A 21,723-nucleotide genomic window follows, 5' to 3' on the forward strand; every position below is an offset into this window, starting at 1 on the left:
GTCAGCCCTCCGTCAGCGACGCCGGGGGCGTGAATCGGGGACCGTACTTGTCGGCCAGTTCCTGCGCGCGCCGCACGAACGCCGCGGTGCCGCCGGGGTAACCCGCGATGAACTGGCTGGTGCCGCCGGTCCACGTGGGGAATCCGATGCCGAGCAGCGACCCGACGTTGGCGTCGGCGGTCGAGCGCAGGACGCCGTCGTCGTGGCAGCGCACCGTCTCGAGGACCTCGGCGAACAGCAGCCGGTCCTTCAGCTCGTCGAGGTCGGCGCGTTCACCGTTCACCGGGAAGCGCTCGGCGAGACCGGACCACAGCGCGCCGCGCTTGCCGTCCTCGTACTCGTAGAAGCCGGCACCCGCGACACGGCTCGGGCGACCGAGCTCCTCGACCATCGCGGTGAGCACCGCGTCGCCGGGATGCTCGGGCAAGGGTGTACCCGCGGCCTCCGCGACCTCACGGAACTGGCTGCGGATCTTCAGCGGGAGCGCGGAGGTGACCTCGTCGAGCAGCGCCAGCGTGCCGAGCGGGTAGCCCGCCTGCACCGACGCCTGCTCGATCGACTGCGGGTCGATACCCTCACCGACCATCGCGGCGGCCTCGGTGAGACGCTGCAGGATCACGCGGCTGGTGTAGAAGCCCCGACCGTCACCGACAACGATCGGCGTCTTGCCCAGTTGCCGCGCGATGTCGAACGCCTTCGCGAGCGTCGCGTCGCTGGTCTTCTCCCCCACGATGATCTCGAGCAGATCCATCCGCTCGACCGGCGAGAAGAAGTGCAGACCGATGAAGTCCTCGGGGCGGTCCACGCCGGCGGCGAGGTCCGTGATCGGCAGCGTCGAGGTGTTGGAACCGAGCACCGCGTCGGGCGCGACGACGCCCAGCACCTCACCGAAGACGGTCTTCTTGAGCGCCGGATCCTCGAACACGGCCTCGACCACCAGATCGGCACCGGCGAGGTCGGCCGCATCGGCGACCGGCGTGATGAGTGCGAGGATCTCGTCGGCCGACTCCTGCGTGCGGCGACCGGACTTCACCTGCTTGGACAGAAAGCGGCGAGCGTAGTCCTTGCCCTTCTCGGCGGCGGCGAGGTCGACGTCCTTGAGACCCACCTTGATTCCGACGAGCGCACACGACAGTGCGATGCCCGCGCCCATCAGGCCGGCGCCGAGCACTGCCGCGTACGTGGCCTTGTGCGTCGGGTAGCCCTCGGGTCGGCTCGCGCCGGACGCGATGGCCTGCCGGTCGAAGAAGGTGCCCTGGATGATGTTCTTGGAGATCTGCCCGGTGGCGAGGCCGACGAAGTAACGGGTCTCGATTGCGGACGCGACGTCGAAGCCGACCTGCGTGCTCTCGACCGCGGTGGCGAGGATCGCCTCGCGTGCCGGGTTGGGCGCGCCCTTCGCGGCGGCGCGCACTGCGGCGACACGAGCCGGGATCATTGTCTCGACGGACGGTGAGTACGCGGTGCCGCCCGGGATGGGTGCCTTGCGATCCCACGGCTGGGTCGCGTCCGGGTTCGCGGCGATCCAGGCACGCGCGGCGGGGACGAGGTCGTCGGCCGAATCGACGATCTCGTCGATCAGGCCGATCTCGAGCGCCTTGTCTGCGGTGAACGACGCGCCCGTCAGCAGCACCTTGTCGAGGGCGGGGCCGAGGCCGAGCAGCCGTACGGTGCGGACGATGCCTCCGCCGCCGGGCAGCAGTCCGAGGTTGACCTCGGGCAGGCCCACTCGAACGGGCTTCGCGCGCACCGCGATCCGGTGGTGGCACGCGAGGGCGATCTCGAGTCCGCCGCCGAGGGCAGCGCCGGCGATCGCCGCGACCACCGGGACACCTGCGGTCTCGATACGGCGCAGCATGGCCTTCGCGCCGTCTGCGAACGCAGCGAGCTCACCGGCCTGCTCGGGGGTGGCAGCAAAGATGTCGTTGAGGTCGCCGCCCGCGAAGAACGTCTTCTTCGCCGAGGTCATGACGACGCCGGTGACGACGTCCTTGTTCTCGGCGAGGCGGTCGAGCACCCGGTTCAACGAGTCGGACCACGCGGCGTTCATCGTGTTGACGGACTGGTTCGGGTCGTCGAAGGTCAGGACGACGATGCCGTCGTCGCCCTGCTCCCACAGGATGGTGCCGATACGCTCTGCGCTGGTGGGTTCTGCAATCTGGGTCATCGTGTGCTCACAGCTTTCTGGAGGTCGCGGAGGAGAAGTATTCGGGCTCAGACGCGTTCGACGATCGTGGCGATACCCATGCCACCGCCGACGCACAGCGTCACGAGCGCACGGCGCTGGTCGCGGCGTTCGAGCTCGTCGATGACGGTCGAGATGAGCATCGCGCCGGTTGCTCCGAGCGGGTGCCCCATCGCGATCGCGCCGCCGTTGACGTTGAGCTTCTCGTGCGGGATGTCGAGGTCCTTCATGAAACGCAGCGCGACCGAGCTGAACGCCTCGTTGATCTCGAACAGGTCGATGTCGTCGACGGTCAGTCCCGCGACCGCGAGTGCCTTGCGGGTGGCGGGTGTCGGTCCGGTGAGCATGATGGTCGCGTCCGAGCCGCTGACCGCACCCGCGACGATCCGGGCCCGCGGGGTCAGACCGAGGTCCTTGCCGACCTGCTCGTTACCGAGCGCGACCAGTGCTGCACCGTCGACGATGCCCGACGAGTTGCCCCCGGTGTGCACGTGATCGATGCGCTCGACCCAGTGGTACTTCTGCAGTGCCACCGCGTCGAAGCCGGCCGCGCCGATGCCGGCGAATGCCGGGGTGAGCCCGGCGAGCGTCTCGACCGTGGTGCCGCGGCGCAGGTGCTCGTCGCGCTCGAGGACCGCGATGCCGTTCTTGTCGCGGACGGGGACGACCGAGCGGTCGAACCGGCCCTCGTCCCATGCCTGTGCGGCGCGGCGCTGCGACTCGGCGGCGAAGCTGTCGACGTCCTCACGGGTGAAGCCCTCGAGGGTCGCGATCAGGTCGGCGCCGATGCCCTGCGGGACGAAACCGGTCGTGAAGTTCGTCTCCGGGTCGTTGGCCCACGCGCCGCCGTCGCTGCCCATCGGCACGCGCGACATCGACTCGACGCCACCGGCGAGCATGAGCGACTCCCAACCCGATGCGACCTTCTGCGATGCGGTGTTGACCGCCTCGAGGCCGGATGCGCAGAAGCGGTTCATCTGCACGCCGGCGACGGTTTCGGGCAGGCCGGCATTGACCGCGGCGATGCGCGCGATGTCGGCGCCCTGGTCACGCAGTGGACTCACGACGCCGAGCACGATGTCGTCGATGCGGGCGGGGTCGAGCGACGGGTTGCGCTCCTGGATCGCTTCGATCAGTCCGGTGATCAGGGACATCGGCTTGACGCCGTTGAGCGCGCCGTTGCGGCCCTTTCCGCGCGGGGTCCGGATCGCGTCGTACACGAAAACGTCGTGGGGCATGGAACTTCCTGTTCTGGGTGAGATGGTTCAGCGGGATGCGGCGGCGGGTTCGGTCCAGTACGCGGCGCGCAGACCCTTCTTGTAGAGCTTGCCCGTGGGCAGCCGCGGCATCTCGTCGATGAAGTCGAACGACTTGGGGCACTTGAATTTCGCGAGCTCGGATCGGCAGAACTCGGAGAGTTCGGACGCCAGAGCGGGGCCGGCGTCCGCGGGGTCGACCGGTTGGATGACGGCCTTGACGGCTTCACCGAAGTCCTCGTCGGGGACGCCGAACACCGCGGCGTCGAGAACCTTCGGGTGGGTGACGAGCAGATTCTCGATCTCCTGCGGGTAGATGTTCACTCCACCGGAGATGATGACGAAGGCCTGGCGATCGGTGAGATACAGGAAACCGTCCTCGTCGAGGAAACCGATGTCGCCGATCTTCGACATCGTTCCGTCGGCGCTGCGCGCCTCGGCGGTCTTCTCCGGGTCGTTGAAGTATTCGAAGGTGCTTCCCGTGCCCCGGAACCAGATGGTTCCCGGGACACCGGGCGGGCATTCGTGTCCGTCGTCGTCGAGGATCACCGGTTCACCCATGTAGGGCCGGCCGACGGTTCCCTTGTGTTCGAGCCATTCCTGCGGGGTGCATCCGCACATGCCGTTCGCCTCGGTGCCGCCGTAGTACTCGTAGATCACGGGACCGAACCAGTCGAGCATGGCCTCCTTGACCGCGACCGGACACGGTGCCGCACCGTGCACGACGACCTCGAGGGAGGAGACGTCGTGGTTCCGCTCCTCCTCGGGGAGTTTGAGCATGCGGGAGAACATGGTGGGCACGACCATCGAGTGGGTGATGCGGTACTTCTCGACCAGTGCGAGATACTCGCGAGCGTCGAACTTCTCCATCACCACGATCGTCGCGCCGAGGCGGATACCGATCGCCACCGAGGACTGCGGTCCGGAGTGGTAGAGCGGCGCCGGCGACAGGAAGCGCATCCCTTCCCGTAGGTGGAAGAGTCTGCGTCCGAAATCCTCGATGTCGAGGATCTGTCCCGGATGCGCATCGGGAAGGGACCGCTTGATCGCCTTCGGCCGTCCGGTGGTGCCGGACGAGTAGAACATCGGCGTACCCAACCGCTCGTCCGGTACCGGAGTTCCGTCGAATTCCGACACGGCGCCCGCATACGACTCGAACGGCGCGGGTGGCTCGGTGGCCACAGCGTCGGCATCGACCAGCAGCCATGTCCGTACCGCCGGGCACAGATCCGGAAGTTTCTGCGCAACATCGAACTTCGCCGCGGTGGTGATCACCAGTCGGGACTGCGAGTCGCCGATGATGTAGGCGGCCTCGACGGCGGAGAGGAAGGAGTTCACCGGTGTGTAGAACAGTCCCGTGCGTTCGGCAGCGGACATCGCCACGATCATGTCGGGATGGTTGTCCATGAACAGGGCGATGTGGTCGCCCGCCGCCAGTCCCTGCGCCCGGAACAACGCGGCGAGCCGGTTGGCCCGGGTGTCGAGATCCGCGTAGGTGACGATCTCTCCGCTGGAGGCCATGATGACCGCCGGGCGGTCGGGGTGCTCGACAGCGTGACGTCCTGGGTACATGACAGTGCTCCTCGATGACGATCCGATACGGGCGGCAGCCGCGCCTACGGCCTGATCGGACGCAGGAATTCGGCGACGGCCCAGCCGCCGTGGCCTTCGGCGAGGTCGACCGTCATCTGTGCCATGCGCACGGCACGGTCCTCGGTACGCTGCGTGACCGGCACGAAGTGCCGGATCGATCCGTCGACGACGATCGTCGGCAGGCCTTCGGCGGTGATGATGCCGACATGCCTTCCGCTGTAGGTGGATTCGCCCGCGTAATCGGTCAGGACCTTGTAGTCGGTGATCGGATGGGCGACGTGGTCGGTGGTCAGCACCGCGCCCGCACTGACACGCACGCCCGACGGTTCGTACTCGCCGTACGCGCTGAAGGCGGTACCGTCGGCGAGCCATCCGGCCAGCCATTCGCCCGTGTACGAGGCCCACTCCCGCGGTCCCCACGAGTGATCGCGGAAGGAGGTGACCTTGTCGAGCACCCAGGTCCGGCTGCCCACGCGGATGGTTCCGGACAGGTGCCCGAACTGTTCGTAGTGATCGCTGGCGATCGTCGAACTGCCCGGCGTGCAGTCGCCGTCGCCGTCCCCGTTGATGACGAACATGGGGCTTGTCGCCTCGTAGGTGAGGGAGATCTCGCACTCCTCCGAGGGGGCGTTCTTCAGGGCGATGCGGCCCTGCTCGGCCATCATCGACGGATGGGCGACACGTGCGACGGTGTTGCGGTAGGTGATCTCGGCGGTCCGGGTGGGTTCCTTGATCACGATCTCCAGTCCCTGACCGGAGAACTCGTCGTTGGTCTCGCACGGGGTCCGGCCGGCCCGGAAGGCGATGGCACCTCCCGGGAGAGTCAACTGCACGGAGGTTTCGCTGTACCCGAGGTTCGGCCTGTTACCGATCCGGACCAGTCCACCGAGTTGCGAGACCGGGTCGACGAAGTTGAAGTAGACGCTCTCGTTGAAATTGTGGATGCCGGCGAAGTCGTGTGTCCCCTCCGCGTCGGCCCCGTACTTGCATACGGTGAACGGGTCGGTGGTCATGGTGCTCCTGGGGTCCGTAGGGAGTGTCAGAATCGTTCGGCGGGAGTCGGATCGAGCGGCGGGAAGACCGCGGGCCGGCGTTCGAGGAACGACAGGATCCCCTCACGGGCGTCGGCGGAGTCGACTCGTCCGGCGTACGTGCGGGATTCGTCCGCTGCCGCCCGAGCCGGGTGCGAGTGCATCCATCCCGAGGCCAGCAGCCTCTTGGACAGCGCGACCGAGGTCGGGGAGGTGTCGCGGACGAACTGCTCCGCGTATTCCCTGGCCTCCACCATCACCCGGTCGGCGGGAACCACCCGTGTGAGGAATCCGGCTTCGTACGCCTCGGCGGCGTCGAACACCCGTCCGGACAGGATCCAGTCGGTGGCCCGACCGATCCCGACGAGCCTGGGCAGGAACCAGGAGGAGGCACCCTCGGGGACCACGCCACGCCGGGTGAACACGAACCCGAATCGTGCGTCTTCGCTCGCGATCCGGATGTCCATCGCCGCTGCGATGGTCGCGCCTCCGCCGATCGCATGCCCGTTGATGGCGGCGATCACCGGTTTCTGCATTTCGAAGATCCGCTCGCTGATACGTCCGGCGGGCTCGCGGTAACCGGTGGGTGTGTGACCGTCGACGTCCTCGACGAGGGCGCGCGTCAACGTCTCGGGGCCGTCGAGTGCGGCGCCCACCGAGAATGCCTCGCCCGCGCCGGTGACGATCACTGCGCGCACGTCGGGATCGCGATCCGCCCGGTCGAGTGCGCGCAGCACGTCGACGAGCATGCGGACCCGCATCCCGTTGCGCCGTTCGGGCGCATCCAGCGTCACCACCGCGACACCGTCCGAGACCTCGTAGGTCACGTCCTCGTAGTCGTCCACGGCCTGCTCCTGCATGCTGGGGGCCTCGGTCACAGCCCGCCGCCACACACGAGGACCTGGCCCGTGATGTAGCTCGACTCGGGGCTGCACAGCAGGTAGACGGCACCGGCAGCTTCCTCGACGGTGCCGGCCCGGCCGAGCGCGATCTGCTTCGTCGCGGCCTCCATCACGGCGGGATCCACGCCGACCTTGATCTCGCGGCCCTCGACGTCGATGGTCTTGGCCTCGGTGGTCACCGACGTGAGGCGGGTGTTGATCACGCCGTAGGCGACGGCATTGGAGGTGACGTTGTACCGGCCCCACTCCTTGGCGATCGTCTTCGTCAGACCGACCATGCCCGCCTTGGCGGAGGAGTAGTTGGCCTGGCCGGGGTTGCCGAGCAGACCCGACGTCGACGAGATGTTGACGATCTTGCGGCACGGCACCTCGGTGCCGGCGGCACGCTCGGCCTTGACCGCGGCGCTGATGACCGGCTGGGCAGCGCGCAGGATGCGGAACGGCGCGGTGAGGTGCACGTCGATGATGTCCGCCCACTGCTGGTCGGTCATCTTCTGGATCACGTTGTCCCAGGTGTAGCCGGCATTGTTGACGATGATGTCGATCCCACCGAAGTTGTCGACGGCGGTGGCGACGAAGCGATCGGCGAACGCAGGGTCGGTGACGCTGCCGACGCATGCGACGGCCTGGCCTCCGAGTGCCTCGATCTCTGCGACCACTTCCTTCGCGGGCTCGGCATCGAGATCGTTGATCACCACCCGGGCCCCCTCCGACGCCAGCTTCACGGCGACGGCTCGACCGATACCGCGGCCCGAGCCGGAGACCAGTGCCACCTTGTCCTGCAGTTTCTGGCCGCTCACGTGTTTCCTCCTGAGTGTTCGCGTCGAAAGCCCGACCTCCGGATACCGCGAGGCCGACGCTGTGAAGATCGTGTGACTCCAGTCACTGGGGTGAATACTAACTTCAGGTTTGAAGGGAGTCAACGTCCATTTTTGCTGGTTTTTTCCTCTTCTTGTTAATGGCGAATATGTATAGTCTGCTGAAGTCCGAACATCGCACACCCGCTTCGATCGAAAGGCAGACCATGCGCAATGTCTGCATCAGCGGCGTCGGAATGATGCCGTTCACCAAACCCGGAAAGAGCGAGACCTACGACCGGATGGGAGCCGCCGCGGCAACCGCGGCCCTGAAGGACGCAGGACTCGAATATGCCGACGTACAACAGGCATTCGTGGGATACGTCTACGGCGACTCGACCTCCGGGCAGAACGCTCTCTACGAGATCGGCATGACGGGTATCCCCGTCGTCAATGTCAACAACAACTGCTCGACCGGCTCCAGCGCCCTGTGGCTGGCCCGCCAGGCCGTCGCCTCCGGCGCCGCCGAGTGCGTACTGGCCCTCGGCTTCGAACAGATGCAGCCCGGAGCGCTCGTCAACGCCTACGGCGATCGCCCCAGCCCCACCGAGCGCGGCGAGAACATCGCGGTCTCCATGCCCGGCGGCGACGAACAGGCACCGATGGCCGCGAAGATGTTCGGCGGTGCAGGTGTCGCCTACATGGCGCGCTACGGAGTCTCGTCCGAGGTCTTCGGACGTGTATCGGTGAAGGCACGCTCTCATGCGGCGCGAAATCCCCTCGCCGTCTTCCGCGATCCGATCGATCTCGACACCGTGATGTCCTCGAAGCACATCTGGGGACCGCTGACGCTCCTGATGTGCTGCCCGCCGACGAACGGCGCAGCGGCCGCCGTGGTGTGCAGCGAGGAGTTCGCTCGCGCGCACGGACTCGATGCGAGCATCCGCATCCGCGCCCAGTCGCTCGTGACCGACCTGCCGGGCACCTTCGACACCACCGACATGATGCGGGTCGCCGGCTACGACATGACGGCGAAGGCCGCCGCGGAGGTCTACGAGCAGTCCGGAGTCGATCCGCTGGACATTCCCGTCGTCGAACTGCACGACTGCTTCAGCACCAACGAGGTGATCACCTACGAAGGCCTCGGCCTGACGCCGGAGGGCACCGCCGAGAAGTTCATCCTCGACGGTGACAACACCTACGGCGGCCGCGTGGTCACCAACCCGTCCGGTGGTCTCCTCTCCAAGGGGCACCCCCTCGGCGCGACCGGTCTGGCCCAGTGCGCCGAACTGGTCTGGCAGCTCCGCGGGCAGGCCGGTGACCGGCAGGTAGACGGCGCTCGAATCGCGTTGCAGCACAACCTTGGTCTCGGTGGCGCATGCGTCGTCACCCTGTACGAGAAGGCGGTCTGATGTCTCTCGATCACGCAATCCTCGATGTCGAGGTTCCTCCGATCGTCGCCGACGTAGAACGGGGCCGGATCCGGCAGTTCGCCATCGCGATCGGTGAGGAGAACCCGATCTACCGCGATCGCGATGCCGCAGTCGCCGCCGGTCATCCGGACGTACTCGCGCCTCCCACCTTCCTGTTCGGTCTCGAACTGGAGAACTCGAACGTCTTCGCCGATCTCGCGGCGCACGGCGTGGATCTCGGCAACGTCCTCCACGGTGAACAGCGGTTCCGCTATTTCGCCGACGTCCATGCCGGCGACACGGTCACCTTCGAATCCTCGTACGTCGATGCCTACTCCAAAGCGGGTGGCGCCCTCGACTTCCTCGTCCGCCGGAGCACCGTCACCCGCGACGGGTCCGTCGTAGCGGAGCTCGAGAGTGTCAGCGTCATCAAGAATCCGGGAGGTAAGAAATGACCTCGTCCACACCCACCGCCACCGAGGTCGTCGCCGAGCTGCGGCCCGGCGCGGTGACCCGCACGACGCTGGCACTGTTCGCCGGCGCGTCCGGCGACCACAATCCCATCCACATCGACATCGATTCGGCGCGTGCGTCCGGAATGGACGACGTCTTCGCCCACGGCATGCTGTCGATGGCCTATCTCGGACGCCTGCTCACCGACCGGTTCCCCCAGAGCAGTATCCGCGAGTTGTCGACGCGGTTCACCGCCATCACCCCGGTGCTCGCCGAACCGACGCTGACCGCGACGATCAAGGAGATCGCGACGGTCGACGGTGAACGACGTGCCGTGCTGGACCTGACCGCGGTACTGACGGACGGAACCCGGACACTGGCGGGAACCGCCGTGGTGGCGTGGCCCGAGTCCGATCCGCCCGGGGATGCGAAACTGGTCCCATGATCGAGCCCACCGGAGAGAACTGAGATGGCACGTTCGACGACGCCCCGTGCCGCAACCGCTCCCGCTTCCACCCGCGGCGGCCATCGGATCGAGCAGATCGTCCGGGCCGCGACCCATCTGTTCCAGGATCTCGGGTACCAGAACGTGAGCATCGACCAGATCGGTGCGGCGGTGGGACTCACCGGGCCCGCGGTTTACCGGCATTTCAAAGGCAAGCACGACATCCTCGTGCAGGCGTTGATGAGTCAGGTGGCGCTCGTCGACGAGCTCGCGGATCGCGCCGACGAGGACGGCGCGACACCTCTCGAGCAGCTCGATCTGTTTCTCGACGGACTCGCTGATCTCACGGCGAACGGTGACGAGGCCACTCTGTGGAGACGGGAGCAACGGCACCTCCAGGAGGACGAACGCCGTGTCTTCCGGGACTACTTCTCGGCCAATCGTGACCGTATCGCTGCGAGGATCACTGCCGCGCATCCCGAGATCAGCGCGCACAACGCCGAACTGCTGGGCTTCGCGGTCCTCACGATGTACTCGAACACCCCGACCATCCGGGGCACGCTCCCACCCGAGCGTCTGATCGAGATCCAATCGGCGATCGCCCGGGCGATCATCGCCTGCGCCCTGCCCGAGCTCGGTCCCGACGCCACACCGGCACCGACACCGGTGCCCCGTCGGCCGGCGGGACGTCGTGAACGGATCCTCGAAGCCTCCTCGCAGCTGTTCGTCGAGCGCGGTTTCTACGACGTGCGCATCGACGACATCGCCAAGGCCTCGGAGATGTCCGTGGCCACGCTGTACCAGCACGTCACCGGTAAGACCCAGGTGTTGCGAGCGATCCTGGAGCGAGGTGCAGAGGGCCTGTTGTACGTGACAGCCGACGCGCTCGCCCAGGCCACCTCGTCGCACGAGGTGCTCGACTCGTTGATCGGCACCTACATCCGGCAGGCCTTGGGTGTGCACGGCCGGATCATGCACATCCTCACCACCGACCTGCTGTATCTCTCCGAAGAGGAACAGGCCGCACTGCGGGAGACCCAGCGCGAGTACGTCGCCGAATGGGTCGAGGCCATCTGCGCCATCGCCGAGAACCTCTCGGCAGCGGATGCACGGGCCCTCGCCCAGGCCGTCATCGGCGTGGTCACCGACGTCTCGCAGAACGCCCAGCTCCGCGAGCGGCCCGGTATCGCCGAGGAACTGTCCACCCTGGCACACGCCATGGTCCTCCCGGCCGGCCTCAGGTCCTCATGACCCCCACATTCCATCTCCCTCCAGGAAGGGAACCAAGAACATGCCCCCGAACGATGCACGCTGTGCGGTCGTCGTAGGTGGCGCCTCGGGTATCGGTGCCGCGATAGCCCGGGCGCTGGCGAACGACGGCGCGACCGTGACCGTCGCCGACCGCAACATCACCGCCGCGAGAGAACTCGCGGCCGAACTCGGCGAACCGCACGAGGCGGCAGAAGTGAACGTGACGGACGAGAGTTCCGTCCAGGAACTGTTCGAATCCGTACGCGCGCGACGTGGCCGGCTCGACATCGCCGTGAACAGTGCCGGACTCAGCGTCGCCGGTTCCGTCACCGATCTGCCCGTCGAGAAGTTCCGGCTCGTCGTCGATGTCTGCCTCACCGGAGCGTTCCTGGTGGTCAAACACGCGGCCCGCGCGATGGACGACGGCGGAGTGATCATCTCGCTGTCCTCGCTGAACGCACGCCAGCCCGGTACCGGGATGAGCGCCTACTGCTCCGCCAAGGCCGGACTCGCGATGCTCACCGAAGTCGCAGCGTTGGAACTGGCCCCGCGAGGCATCCGAGTGAATGCGATCGCGCCCGGAATCGTCATGACGCCCTTGACCACACCGTCGATGTCGGTTCCCGGGCTCCAGGACGACTATCTGGCCAACACCCCGCTCGGCCGGTCGGGTACTCCCGAGGAGATCGCCGACGCCGCCGTCTACATGACGCACGCGTCCTGGCTCACGGGTGAAAGTCTCGATCTCAACGGTGGCGCACACCTGGTGAAGTACCCCGATCTGCTGGCGCACTTCCAGCGGGCCACCGCCTGACCCGACCCCGGATCGACAGTCACGAGCTTCCGCCGTGCACGACGTCCTCCCGCTCTCCTGCAGTCCCGCAGGAAGCGCGGCGCGTCGTGCACGGCGGACCCGTTTTCGGGGCAGCACAACGGGGAAAATCAGAGTCAGTACTAACTCTGCGTGCGCCGCGAGACATCCTCACGGCCAACACGCGCACCGCTACTCCCCCTCGACCCGGTCCATCACGACGCCCACTTGGACCCGAAATACCCTCTTGTACAGCACTTTTTTGCTCCGAGAGGACGGCTGCACCCATCGACGTCCCGTTGCATCGCAGCAAATCTTCGAACTACTCATTGACGTTCCATCGGTGACATGCCACGATATGAGCGTTCACTGCTCATGTGCCCCCCGTCACATTCCACGGGCTGCCCTTCCGAATCGGTCGAACCCGCAGCACCACACGTCCTTCGCTGTACGGATCCCGGGCCGGAAGTCACGGCACACTCCCGCCGCCATCGAAGGAGCACACATGACGACCACACCGGCAGACGACGTCATCGGCCAGGACACCACTGCAAACGCAGAGCACCCCACCTTCCCGTTCGGCCGCACCTGCCCGTTCGCGCCCCACGACAAGTACGACTCGTTCAGCGACGACAATCTGCAGAAGGTCGACTTCAAGGGCACGCCCGGCTGGCTGATCACCGGCTACAACAACGTCCGCTCGGTGCTCGCCGACCCCCGGATGAGCGTGCGCGGCATCGACGACTCCTCCCGCGGCGACGCCGGCGACGAAGCCGTTCCCGGCTTCTTCGTAGCGATGGATCCGCCGCAGCACGACGATCTGCGCCGAATCCTGGCCAAGGAGTTCACCCCTCGTCGCATGGCGGCGATGCGCCCGAACATCGAGCGGATCGCGAACGAGCTCGTCGACGAGATGCTGAAGTCCGACGAGCCCGTCGATTTCGTCGACGCCCTCGCCCTGCCGCTGCCCTCACTGGTCATCTGCGAACTGCTCGGCGTCCCCTACGACAAGCACGACTTCTTCCAGGAACGCACCCGTGCCGTCCTTGCAGCGGACAGCACTCCCGAGCAGATCGCCGGCGCCATCGGCGATGTCATGACGTACCTTGCCGAGCTGGTGACCATCAAGCAGCAGAACCCCGGCGACGACCTGGTCAGCCTCCTCGTCAAGCACATCGAGTCCGGTGATCTCAGCATCATCGACGTCGCCGGTATGTCGACCTTCCTGCTCATGGCCGGTCACGAGACCACGGGCAACATGCTCGGCCTGGGCCTGTTCGCCCTTCTCGAGCACCCCGAGCAGCTGGCCGAGCTGCGCGAGGACCCCGAGCTCATGCCCCAGGCGGTCGAGGAACTGCTCCGCCATCTCGACATCATCGGCAGCCTACCCCGGACCACCACGGAGGACATCGAGATCGCCGGTCAGCGAATCGCCAAGGGCGAGTTGCTGATGTTCTCGACGGAGGCCGGCAACCGCGACCCGTCGGTGTTCGACGAGCCCGATCGCCTCGACTTCCACCGGGATGCGAGCCGCCACCTGACCTTCGGTCACGGCATCCACACCTGCCTGGGCGCTCCGCTGGCCCGCCTCGAACTGCAGGTGGTGTTCTCCATCGTGCTCGAGCGCATCCCGACGCTGCGACTCGCAGTGCCCGCCGAGGACATCCGGCTCAAGAACGACGCCCGGATCTTCGGCGTCCACGAGCTCCCGATCACGTGGGACCGGGCGTAACAACACCTTTCGACCCCGACGGAAAGGAGGACGTCGCGTGACAACCCGCGACGCGAACGACGGCGACATCGACGTCGTCGTAGAGAAGGTCGATACCGTCGCCACCGGCGTCAAGGCTCTCGTCTTTCGCCCGGTGACGGGCACACATCTGCCGATGTGGACCCCGGGAGCGCACATCGACGTCCTTCTTCCGTCGGGAGCAGTCCGCCAGTACTCACTGTGCGGCGACCCGTCCGATCCGGACGTGTGGAGAATCGCCGTCCTCCGAGAACCTGCCGGGAAGGGTCGCGGAGGCTCGGAGTACATCCACACGTCCGTCGAAGCCGGCACGAAACTGCGAGTCGGCGCACCCCGCAACAACTTCGCGTTCGTCGAGTCGGAGCGCTATCTGTTCGTCGCCGGCGGGATCGGGATCACTCCCCTCCTGCCGATGATCGCCCGGGCCCACGCAGACGGTGCCGACTGGCGTCTGGCCTACGGAGGCCGGACCGCCGATTCGATGGCTTTCCGCGACGAACTCGCCCGTTACGGCGATCGCGTCGAATTCTTCTCCGACGACACATCCGGCCCCATCGATCTGGACAGAGTTCTCGGAGAGCCTCGCGACGACACCGCCGCCTACTGCTGCGGCCCCACAGGTCTGCTCGAAGCCGTCGAGCAGCGATTCGAATCATGGCCCGCAGGAACGCTTCACACCGAGCGGTTCGTCCCCGCCGAACCGTCGGCCGCGACCGGCGATACCGCCTTCGAAGTGGTACTCGCCAAGCAGAACCGCACCTTCACGGTGCCTGCCGACCGCTCGATTCTCCACACGCTCGAATCCAACGGCGTCGACGTCCTGTCCTCCTGCCAGCAAGGCATGTGCGGACGGTGCGAGCAGACGGTCCTGGAGGGGGTTCCCGACCATCGGGACGAGATCCTCACGCCGGAGGAACAGGCTGCGGGCGAGTACATCCTGATCTGCGTATCCCGGTGTCGAGGCGATCGCCTGGTACTGGACCTGTAAGTCCACAACATATTTCGACAAGGAGTGAGCAAGATGGGTCGTGTAGAGGGAAAGGTCGCCATCGTCACCGGTGCAACCAGTGTCGAACCGGGAGGCCTCAACATCGGCGGTGCCACCGCCACTGAGCTGGCAGCCGAAGGTGCGCGTGTCGTCGTCGCCGACATCAACGTGGAGGGCGCCGAACGCCTCGCGGCGATCCTCAACGAACGTCACGGCGACAAGACCGCGCTGGCGGTCGGAATCGATCTTCGGCACGAGGACCAGATCGAGAACCTCGTGCAGCGGACCGTCGACTACTTCGGTGCTCCCGACATCGTCATCAACAACGTCGGCATCTTCCCCGGTGACGACGGCGACGTGGCCAACATGGCCATCGAGGTCTGGGACAACGTCATGGCCGTCAACGTCCGAGCCGCCATGCTGCTCACGAAGCACACGCTGCCGTACCTCCGCAAGAACGGCGGGACGATCGTCAACACGTCGTCCACGCACGCGTTCGCGGGCGACAGCAGCCTCACCGGTTACGGCGCCACCAAGGCCGCACTCATCGCCCTGACCAAGTTCACCGCGACGCAGTACGGAAAGGAAGGGGTGCGTTGCAATGCGATCTGCCCCGGAACCACCACCACTCCCCCGGCTCAGGCGTTGCCGCAGGAGATCAAGGACATCTACGTCGGGCACACGATGCGTCCGGATCTCAACGGCCCGACCGAGCTCGGCAAGGTGTTCCTGTTCCTCGCTTCGGACGACTCCCGGGGCATCAACGGTGAGGTGATCAAGGTCGACGGCGGGCTCCTCGCACACCAGCCGTTCGTTCCCGACATGAACCGGTTGGGCATGACCACCGTGTCCGACGAGTGACGTAGTCACCCGACAAACCGCTCCGACCTCGTCACGGGCCGGGTCGTCGCAGTCGGCGGCGACCCGGCCCGTGCGCGCGGAGTACGGTAGGGCGGTGACCGTGTCCGAACAGCGAGAACTACACGGCTCGCCCGGCGCAGGCACACCCCTCGACACCCGCGTGCGCGTGCCGTGGCCCGTCGATGTGGTGCGCACCCTGCGGCCGCTTCAACGCGGGCCGTGGGATCCGTGTCATCGCGTCGTCGCAGGCGCCGTCTGGCGCACCTCCCGCATGGACACCGGTGCCGTGACGTACCGACTCACCCAGGACGGTCCGCACGGCGCGCGGTGCCTGGCGTGGGGCCCGGGCGCATCCGAGCTGGTCGATCGGCTTCCGGCGCTGCTCGGCGCCGACGACGACCCGTCCGGCTTCGTACCCGAGCATCCCCTGCTCGTCGAGGCGCACCGGCGCATGCCCGCCCTGCGCATCACCCGCACGGGCCGGGTGCTCGAATCCCTGGTGCCGGCCGTCCTGGAACAGCGGGTGCACGGGGTGGCGGCGTTCGCGTCCTGGCGTCGTCTCGTCACGTGGTTCGGCGATCCGGCGCCCGGTCCGGCCCCGGAGGGCATGCGCGTGCCGCCCTCCGCGGCGACCTGGCGGACCGTACCGTCCTGGGAGTTCCATCGGGCGAACGTCGACCCCGGCCGTGCACGCACCGTGGTGCGGTGCGCGCAGGTCGCCGACTCGCTCGAACGGCTCGTCCACGAATCGCCCGCTGACGCCCGACGGAAACTACGGGTCGTTCCGGGAGTGGGCGTGTGGACGGCCGCGGAGGTCGCCCAGCGCGCGTTCGGCGACACCGATGCGCTCTCCGTCGGCGACTACCACCTCGCGAAGGTGGTCGGATGGGCGCTGCTCGGCCGACCCCTCGACGATCCCGGCATGATCGAATATCTCGAACCCCTACGCCCGCAGCGTTATCGGGCAGTGCGACTGATCGTGGAGTCCGGTGGGTACGCGCGGGTTCCGAAGCGCGGGCCTCGCACCCCGATCACCGACCATCGTCGGCGGTGACGGGGTCTCGATCCGACGCGCCCGTCCTCGTAGACTCGGTCACATGTCCGCCACCCACGACGCGGCCGGCCCCGATCGGCTCGGACACCTCCCGAGCTATCTGATGACCCAGGCGGCGCGACACGTGCATCGCGTCGTGTTCGACCGCCTCGATTCCGCCGATGCCCGAGGTCACCACTACCGGATCCTGGCCGCCCTCGAGGAATACGGTCCGTCCAGTCAGATCGACCTCGCCCGTCGCTGCGGGCTCGATCGCAGCGACGTCGCCTCCTCCGTCGACGCACTCGTCGACCGGCGTTTCGTCGAACGAGCACCCGACCCGACCGATCGGCGACGCAACATCATCACCCTCCCCCAGCGCGGGCGCCGGCGACTGTTCGATCTCGACCGGATGCTCACCGCGGCGCAGGACGAGGCGTTCGCTCCCCTCGACGCGGCCGAACGCGCACAGCTCACCGCCATGCTGACCAGGATTGTCGAGTATCACACCAGGCCTGCGCCGATTTCCGCGCAGCAGTCGTAGGCTTGTAGAGGTGCATCCGGCGGAGATCCCGCCGTGAGCACGATCTGCGAAAGGACCATCGGCGTGCAGGCCAAACCTTGCCGAGAATCACGAGTCGTCAAGACCAGCAGGGTGTTTCCCAACGACGTCAACGACCACAACACGTTGTTCGGTGGGAAGCTGATGAGCGACATCGACATGACCGCGTCGATCTCGGCGACCCGTCACAGTCGCGCCTCCGTTGTGACGGCATCCACCGACTCCGTGGCCTTCCTCGAACCCGTCCGCCCGTCCGATTCGGTGTGCCTCGAGTCGTTCGTGACCTGGACCGGACGCAGCTCGATGGAGGTCTTCGTCAAGGTCACCGCCGAGGATCTGCGCAGCGGTGAGCGACGCATCGCCGCCACCGCCTTCCTCACCTTCGTCGCGGTCGACGACGGTGGCCGACCCATGCAGGTCCCGCCGGTGCTGCCCGAGTCCGATGAGGAACGCAAGCTCAACGAGTCCGGTGACGAGCGGGCGGAGCACCGCCGCATGCACCGCGCGCAGAGCCAGGAAATGGCGAAGTACCTCACCACCAGCCGCCCGTGGTGAGGTAGGGCCGAAGGCACCCACCGTCGAGTCGTAACCGACCGATCCTCACGCACGTATCGCAGAGTCCCGGCACCACGCTGAACACTGTCCAGGCGGTGAACGTCCGCCGGACGCGCGGAACCCCGGCGAGCGGCGCGAAGCTGTGGAAAAATCTCGGCCACTCGACGCGAAGGGGGATCGCGTGTTCGACATCGAGCTTTCGGCAGGGACGATCGAGTACGAGGACACCGGGGGCACCGGACCGGTTCTCGTGTTCATCCACGGTCTACTTATGGACGGAACCGGGTGGCGGCACGTCGTCGAACAACTCCGCGGCACCTACCGATGCATCGTGCCGACCTGGCCTCTCGGCTCGCACCGCATACCGATGCGTCCGGAGGCAGACCTCACCCTCGTCGGAATGGGCCATCTCATCGGGGAGTTCCTCGACGCCCTCGATCTGCGTGACGTCACGCTGATCCAGAACGATTGGGGCGGCGCCCAGGCCTTCCTCGCCGTGTCGAATCCCGAACGGGTCTCGCGACTGGTGCTCGCCGCGTGCGAGGCATTCGACAATTACCCTCCCGGCCCGGTCAAACTGCTCCTGCCGCTGGTCAGGATTCCCGGCGGGGTGCGCCTGCTCATGGCGGTGCTCGCCACGAAATTCGGGCGACGAGGACCCGGCACCTGGGGATGGATGAGCAAACGTCCGGTACCCGGACCTGTCATGGATGCCTGGTTCCACCCGGCCACCGTCGACCGGAACATCCGGCGCGATCTCGCCAAGTACGCGCCCTCGGCTCCGCCCAAGCAACAACTGCTCGAGATCGCTGCGAAGGCGGCGCAGTTCTCCGGTCCGGTGCTGGTCGTGTGGGCCACCGAGGACCGCATGATGCCCCGCGATCACGGACGACGCCTCGCCGAGGCCTTCCCCGACGCGCGACTCGTCGAAATCGACGACAGCTACACCTTGCTGGCCGAAGACCAGCCCGAGAAACTCACCGCGGCGATCCGAGAGTTCCTGACCAACACGGCCGGTTGAGACATCCTGCATTCGGAAACGACTCGGCGCCCGGTGCAGCCGAGTGTCGACTGGACCGGACGCCGGGTAGTTCCGAACCGAGCGCTTACAGCGCCCGCGCGATGATCTGCTTCATGACCTCGTTGGCGCCGGCGTAGATCCGCTGGACGCGGGCATCCTCGTACATCCGCGCGATGAGGTATTCACGCATGTAGCCGTAGCCGCCGTGCAGCTGCACGCATCGGTCGATGACCTCGCACTGCTTGTCGGTCAGCCAGTACTTGACCATCGCAGCGTCGGACGGGTCGAGTTGGCCCTTCAGGTGCTGCTCGATGCAGTGGTCGAGGAAGATGCGGCAGGTGCGGGCGATGGTCTGGCACTCGGCGAGTTCGAAAGCCGTGTTCTGGAACTCGAACAGGCTGTGCCCGAAGGCCTGTCGCGCCTTGGTGTAGCGAACGGTCTCCTCGACGGCCCGGTCCATCGCGCCGGCGGCCTGCGCACCGATGATCAGTCGCTCCTGCACGAGCTGCGCCATGAGCTGACCGAAGCCGAGGCCTTCGGTCTCGCCGAGCAGGTTCGTCACGGGCACACGCACGTCGACGAACGACAGTTCGGATGTGTCGGCGGCGTGCTGGCCGACCTTGTCGAGGACGCGTCCCACCGAGAAGCCCGGGGTGTCACGGAGATCCACGATGAGCAGCGACACGCCCTTGGCGCCGGCCTTCGGGTCGGTCTTGACGGCGAGGACGATGACGTCGGCCGAGGAACCGTTGGTGATGAAGGTCTTCGAGCCGTTGACGACGTAGTGGTCGCCGTCGCGCACCGCGGTGGTCTTGATCGCTTTGAGATCCGAGCCCGCGCCGGGTTCGGTCATGCCGATGGCGCCGAGGATCTCACCGGTGGCCATGCCCGGCAGCCACGCCTTCTTCTGCTCCTCGTTGCCGTACTCGAGGATGTAGTGCGCGACGATGCCGCTGTGCACGGAGTTGCCGAACGCGAGATCGCCGGAATAGCCCTGCGCGTCGAACACCGCGAGGTCGTGCGCGAAGGTGCCACCGCCCCCGCCGTACTCCTCGGGGATCGAGCAGCACAGCAGACCGAGCTTGCCGGCCTCGAGCCACACCTCACGATCGATACGACGCTGCGAATCCCACTTCTCGGCCTTGCCCATGACCTCGCGATCGAAGAACTCGCGCGCGAGATCGTAGACGGCAGAGACCTCGTCGTCGTACCAGGAGGCGACGTGCTTCTTCGGCATCGGGTTCGGATTCCTTTTCGCAGTGTTCGGTTCGGAGTGGTCAGGATCCGCGCAGTTCGCGCTTGAGGAGCTTGCCGCTCTGGTTACGCGGCAGGACATCGACGAAGCGAACGGCCTTGGGCACCTTGAACGGCGCGAGGTGCTGCTTGACGTGGTCGATCAAGGTGGGCTCGTCGAGTTCGTGACCGTCCTTGAGGACGACCACCGCGGTCACCGCTTCGATCCACTTCTCGTCCGGAGTGCCGATCACCGCGACCTCGGCGACGGCGGGGTGCGTGTAGATCGCGTCCTCGACCTCACGCGAGGCGACGAGGATGCCGCCGGTGTTGATGACGTCCTTGATGCGGTCGACGACGGTGATGAAGCCTTCGGCGTCGCGGGTGACGAGGTCGCCGGAGTGGAACCAGCCGCCGCGGAAGGCCTCCTCGGTCGCGGTGGGGTTCTCCCAGTAGCCGAGGCACAGTTGCGGTGAGCGGTACAGGATCTCGCCGGGTTCGCCGTCGGGGACGTCGTTGCCGTCGGCGTCGACGACGCGGGTCTCGACGAACAGTACCGCCCGGCCACACGAGGCGGGACGCGCGTCGTGCTCCTCGGGACGGAGGACGGTGGCGAGCGGACCGATCTCGGACTGCCCGAAGCAGTTGTAGAAGCCGAGCTCGGGGTAGCGTCCGCGGAGTCGCTCGAGGACCGTGACCGGCATGATCGACGCCCCGTACTGCGCTTTGCGCAGCGACGACAGGTCGCGCGTGTCGAGGTCGGGGTGGTTGGTCAGCGGCACCCACACGGTCGGGGCGAGGAACAGCGATCCGATGCGCTCCTCCTCCACCAGCCGGAGAATCTCGGCGACGTCGGGTGCCGGCAGCAGCCGCACGGTCGCGCCGACCGCGAAGTACGGGATGAGGAAGACGTGCATCGCGGCGGAGTGATAGAGCGGCATGCACACGAGCGGGTCGTCACCGGCCGACAGGTCGAGCGCCTCGATCGACGACATGTATTCGAAGGTGAGCGCCCGGTGGGTCATCATGGCGCCCTTGGGTTTCGACGTCGTGCCCGAGGTGTAGAGGAGCTGGACGAGGTCGGTGTCGGCCACCGCGACGTCGAGCGTCGGCACGTCGCCGGTCTGCGCAACCGTCACCAGGGAATCGTCGGCGTCGCGGAGCGGGACGACGGTCTCGGCCGGCACGTCGGCCAGGACGGCGTCGAGGTTGTCCCGCAGCACCGGGTCGACGAGCACGGCCTTCGCCCCCGACTGGCCGAGCAGGTACGACAGTTCCTCACCGCGCAGCGCGTAGTTGATCGGCACGTGCACCAGGCCGGCGCGGGCGGCGGCGAGATATCCGATCGCGTAGCCGTCGGAGTTGGTGCCGTAGGCGGCCACGCGGTCGCCCTTGGTCAGGCCCAACGAGAGCAGATGCGCGGCGGCGCGGGTGACGGCGTCGTCGAGTTCCCGATAGGTGAACTGCCGGTCGCCGAAGCGGAGCGCGACGCGGGCGGGATAGCGCGCGGCGGTGCGGTGGAGGATGCCGTCGACGGTGCTCTGACGCGGATCGGGGGTCATGCAGCGAACTTTATAGGACGTC

At 66.9% G+C, this 21,723-nt stretch carries 20 protein-coding genes; 12 read left to right on the top strand and 8 right to left on the bottom strand.

Annotation, left to right across the window (positions count from 1 at the left end; translation table 11 throughout):
* Position 1: 1 nt before the first annotated feature.
* From ACWPOC_RS11900 to ACWPOC_RS11925, 6 genes are read right to left on the bottom strand one after another with little or no spacing between them, the layout of a single operon-like run.
* The gene (locus ACWPOC_RS11900; protein ID WP_120280603.1) at positions 2 to 2,167 is read right to left on the bottom strand and encodes a 3-hydroxyacyl-CoA dehydrogenase NAD-binding domain-containing protein; all 2,166 of its coding nucleotides are present in this window, start codon (positions 2,165 to 2,167) and stop codon (positions 2 to 4) included.
* 47 nt (positions 2,168 to 2,214) lie between these two features.
* Positions 2,215 to 3,423, bottom strand: a complete 1,209-nt coding sequence (locus tag ACWPOC_RS11905) for an acetyl-CoA C-acetyltransferase (RefSeq protein ID WP_455408684.1) — start codon at positions 3,421 to 3,423, stop codon at positions 2,215 to 2,217.
* 27 nt (positions 3,424 to 3,450) lie between these two features.
* The gene (locus ACWPOC_RS11910) at positions 3,451 to 5,013 is read right to left on the bottom strand and encodes an AMP-binding protein (protein ID WP_455408685.1); all 1,563 of its coding nucleotides are present in this window, start codon (positions 5,011 to 5,013) and stop codon (positions 3,451 to 3,453) included.
* Between the two features lie 44 nt (positions 5,014 to 5,057).
* A complete protein-coding gene (locus tag ACWPOC_RS11915) occupies positions 5,058 to 6,047 on the bottom strand; it encodes a DUF7065 domain-containing protein (RefSeq protein ID WP_120280606.1) in 990 nt (329 codons plus the stop codon).
* 26 nt (positions 6,048 to 6,073) lie between these two features.
* The gene (locus ACWPOC_RS11920; protein WP_120283734.1) at positions 6,074 to 6,925 is read right to left on the bottom strand and encodes an enoyl-CoA hydratase-related protein; all 852 of its coding nucleotides are present in this window, start codon (positions 6,923 to 6,925) and stop codon (positions 6,074 to 6,076) included.
* Positions 6,926 to 6,939: 14 nt separating this feature from the next.
* Positions 6,940 to 7,767: an SDR family oxidoreductase gene (locus tag ACWPOC_RS11925; protein WP_120280607.1), complete on the bottom strand. Its 828-nt coding sequence runs from the start codon at positions 7,765 to 7,767 to the stop codon at positions 6,940 to 6,942.
* Between the two features lie 224 nt (positions 7,768 to 7,991).
* Here ACWPOC_RS11925 and ACWPOC_RS11930 point away from each other — a divergent pair, with 224 nt between their 5' ends.
* The 12 genes from ACWPOC_RS11930 (at position 7,992) to ACWPOC_RS11985 (ending at position 18,906) form a co-directional block, all read left to right on the top strand.
* Positions 7,992 to 9,176 carry a lipid-transfer protein gene (locus tag ACWPOC_RS11930; RefSeq protein ID WP_455408686.1) on the top strand — a complete coding sequence of 395 codons (1,185 nt, stop codon included), beginning with the start codon at positions 7,992 to 7,994 and terminating at the stop codon, positions 9,174 to 9,176.
* Positions 9,176 to 9,631 carry a MaoC family dehydratase N-terminal domain-containing protein gene (locus ACWPOC_RS11935; RefSeq protein WP_120280609.1) on the top strand — a complete coding sequence of 152 codons (456 nt, stop codon included), beginning with the start codon at positions 9,176 to 9,178 and terminating at the stop codon, positions 9,629 to 9,631. Before ACWPOC_RS11930 ends, ACWPOC_RS11935 begins: the two co-directional genes overlap by 1 nt.
* Positions 9,628 to 10,074, top strand: coding sequence for a MaoC/PaaZ C-terminal domain-containing protein (locus ACWPOC_RS11940; RefSeq protein ID WP_120280610.1), 447 nt, complete (start codon positions 9,628 to 9,630; stop codon positions 10,072 to 10,074). Before ACWPOC_RS11935 ends, ACWPOC_RS11940 begins: the two co-directional genes overlap by 4 nt.
* Positions 10,075 to 10,098: 24 nt before the next feature.
* On the top strand, positions 10,099 to 11,325 hold the full coding sequence (locus ACWPOC_RS11945) for a TetR/AcrR family transcriptional regulator (protein WP_120280611.1): 1,227 nt from the start codon (positions 10,099 to 10,101) through the stop codon (positions 11,323 to 11,325).
* 40 nt (positions 11,326 to 11,365) lie between these two features.
* On the top strand, positions 11,366 to 12,139 hold the full coding sequence (locus ACWPOC_RS11950; protein ID WP_120280612.1) for an SDR family oxidoreductase: 774 nt from the start codon (positions 11,366 to 11,368) through the stop codon (positions 12,137 to 12,139).
* Positions 12,140 to 12,641: 502 nt separating this feature from the next.
* Positions 12,642 to 13,868: a cytochrome P450 gene (locus tag ACWPOC_RS11955; protein WP_120280613.1), complete on the top strand. Its 1,227-nt coding sequence runs from the start codon at positions 12,642 to 12,644 to the stop codon at positions 13,866 to 13,868.
* 37 nt (positions 13,869 to 13,905) lie between these two features.
* Positions 13,906 to 14,874: a PDR/VanB family oxidoreductase gene (locus ACWPOC_RS11960; protein WP_455408687.1), complete on the top strand. Its 969-nt coding sequence runs from the start codon at positions 13,906 to 13,908 to the stop codon at positions 14,872 to 14,874.
* A 33-nt stretch (positions 14,875 to 14,907) separates the two neighbouring features.
* Positions 14,908 to 15,735, top strand: coding sequence for an SDR family NAD(P)-dependent oxidoreductase (locus tag ACWPOC_RS11965; protein ID WP_455408688.1), 828 nt, complete (start codon positions 14,908 to 14,910; stop codon positions 15,733 to 15,735).
* Positions 15,736 to 15,895: 160 nt separating this feature from the next.
* Positions 15,896 to 16,789: a DNA-3-methyladenine glycosylase 2 family protein gene (locus tag ACWPOC_RS11970; protein ID WP_183070770.1), complete on the top strand. Its 894-nt coding sequence runs from the start codon at positions 15,896 to 15,898 to the stop codon at positions 16,787 to 16,789.
* A 43-nt stretch (positions 16,790 to 16,832) separates the two neighbouring features.
* Positions 16,833 to 17,312, top strand: a complete 480-nt coding sequence (locus ACWPOC_RS11975; RefSeq protein ID WP_016692482.1) for a MarR family winged helix-turn-helix transcriptional regulator — start codon at positions 16,833 to 16,835, stop codon at positions 17,310 to 17,312.
* Between the two features lie 111 nt (positions 17,313 to 17,423).
* The gene (locus tag ACWPOC_RS11980) at positions 17,424 to 17,885 is read left to right on the top strand and encodes an acyl-CoA thioesterase (protein WP_016692483.1); all 462 of its coding nucleotides are present in this window, start codon (positions 17,424 to 17,426) and stop codon (positions 17,883 to 17,885) included.
* A 181-nt stretch (positions 17,886 to 18,066) separates the two neighbouring features.
* Entirely contained in the window at positions 18,067 to 18,906 is an 840-nt protein-coding gene (locus ACWPOC_RS11985) for an alpha/beta fold hydrolase (protein WP_455408689.1), read from the top strand.
* An 85-nt stretch (positions 18,907 to 18,991) separates the two neighbouring features.
* Here ACWPOC_RS11985 and ACWPOC_RS11990 read toward each other — a convergent pair whose 3' ends face one another.
* Positions 18,992 to 20,143: an acyl-CoA dehydrogenase family protein gene (locus ACWPOC_RS11990; RefSeq protein WP_016692486.1), complete on the bottom strand. Its 1,152-nt coding sequence runs from the start codon at positions 20,141 to 20,143 to the stop codon at positions 18,992 to 18,994.
* Between the two features lie 40 nt (positions 20,144 to 20,183).
* Entirely contained in the window at positions 20,184 to 21,701 is a 1,518-nt protein-coding gene (locus tag ACWPOC_RS11995; protein WP_455408690.1) for an acyl-CoA synthetase, read from the bottom strand.
* Positions 21,702 to 21,723 lie beyond the last annotated feature (22 nt).

The sequence above is a fragment of the Rhodococcus sp. 5G237 genome, assembly GCF_053764735.1.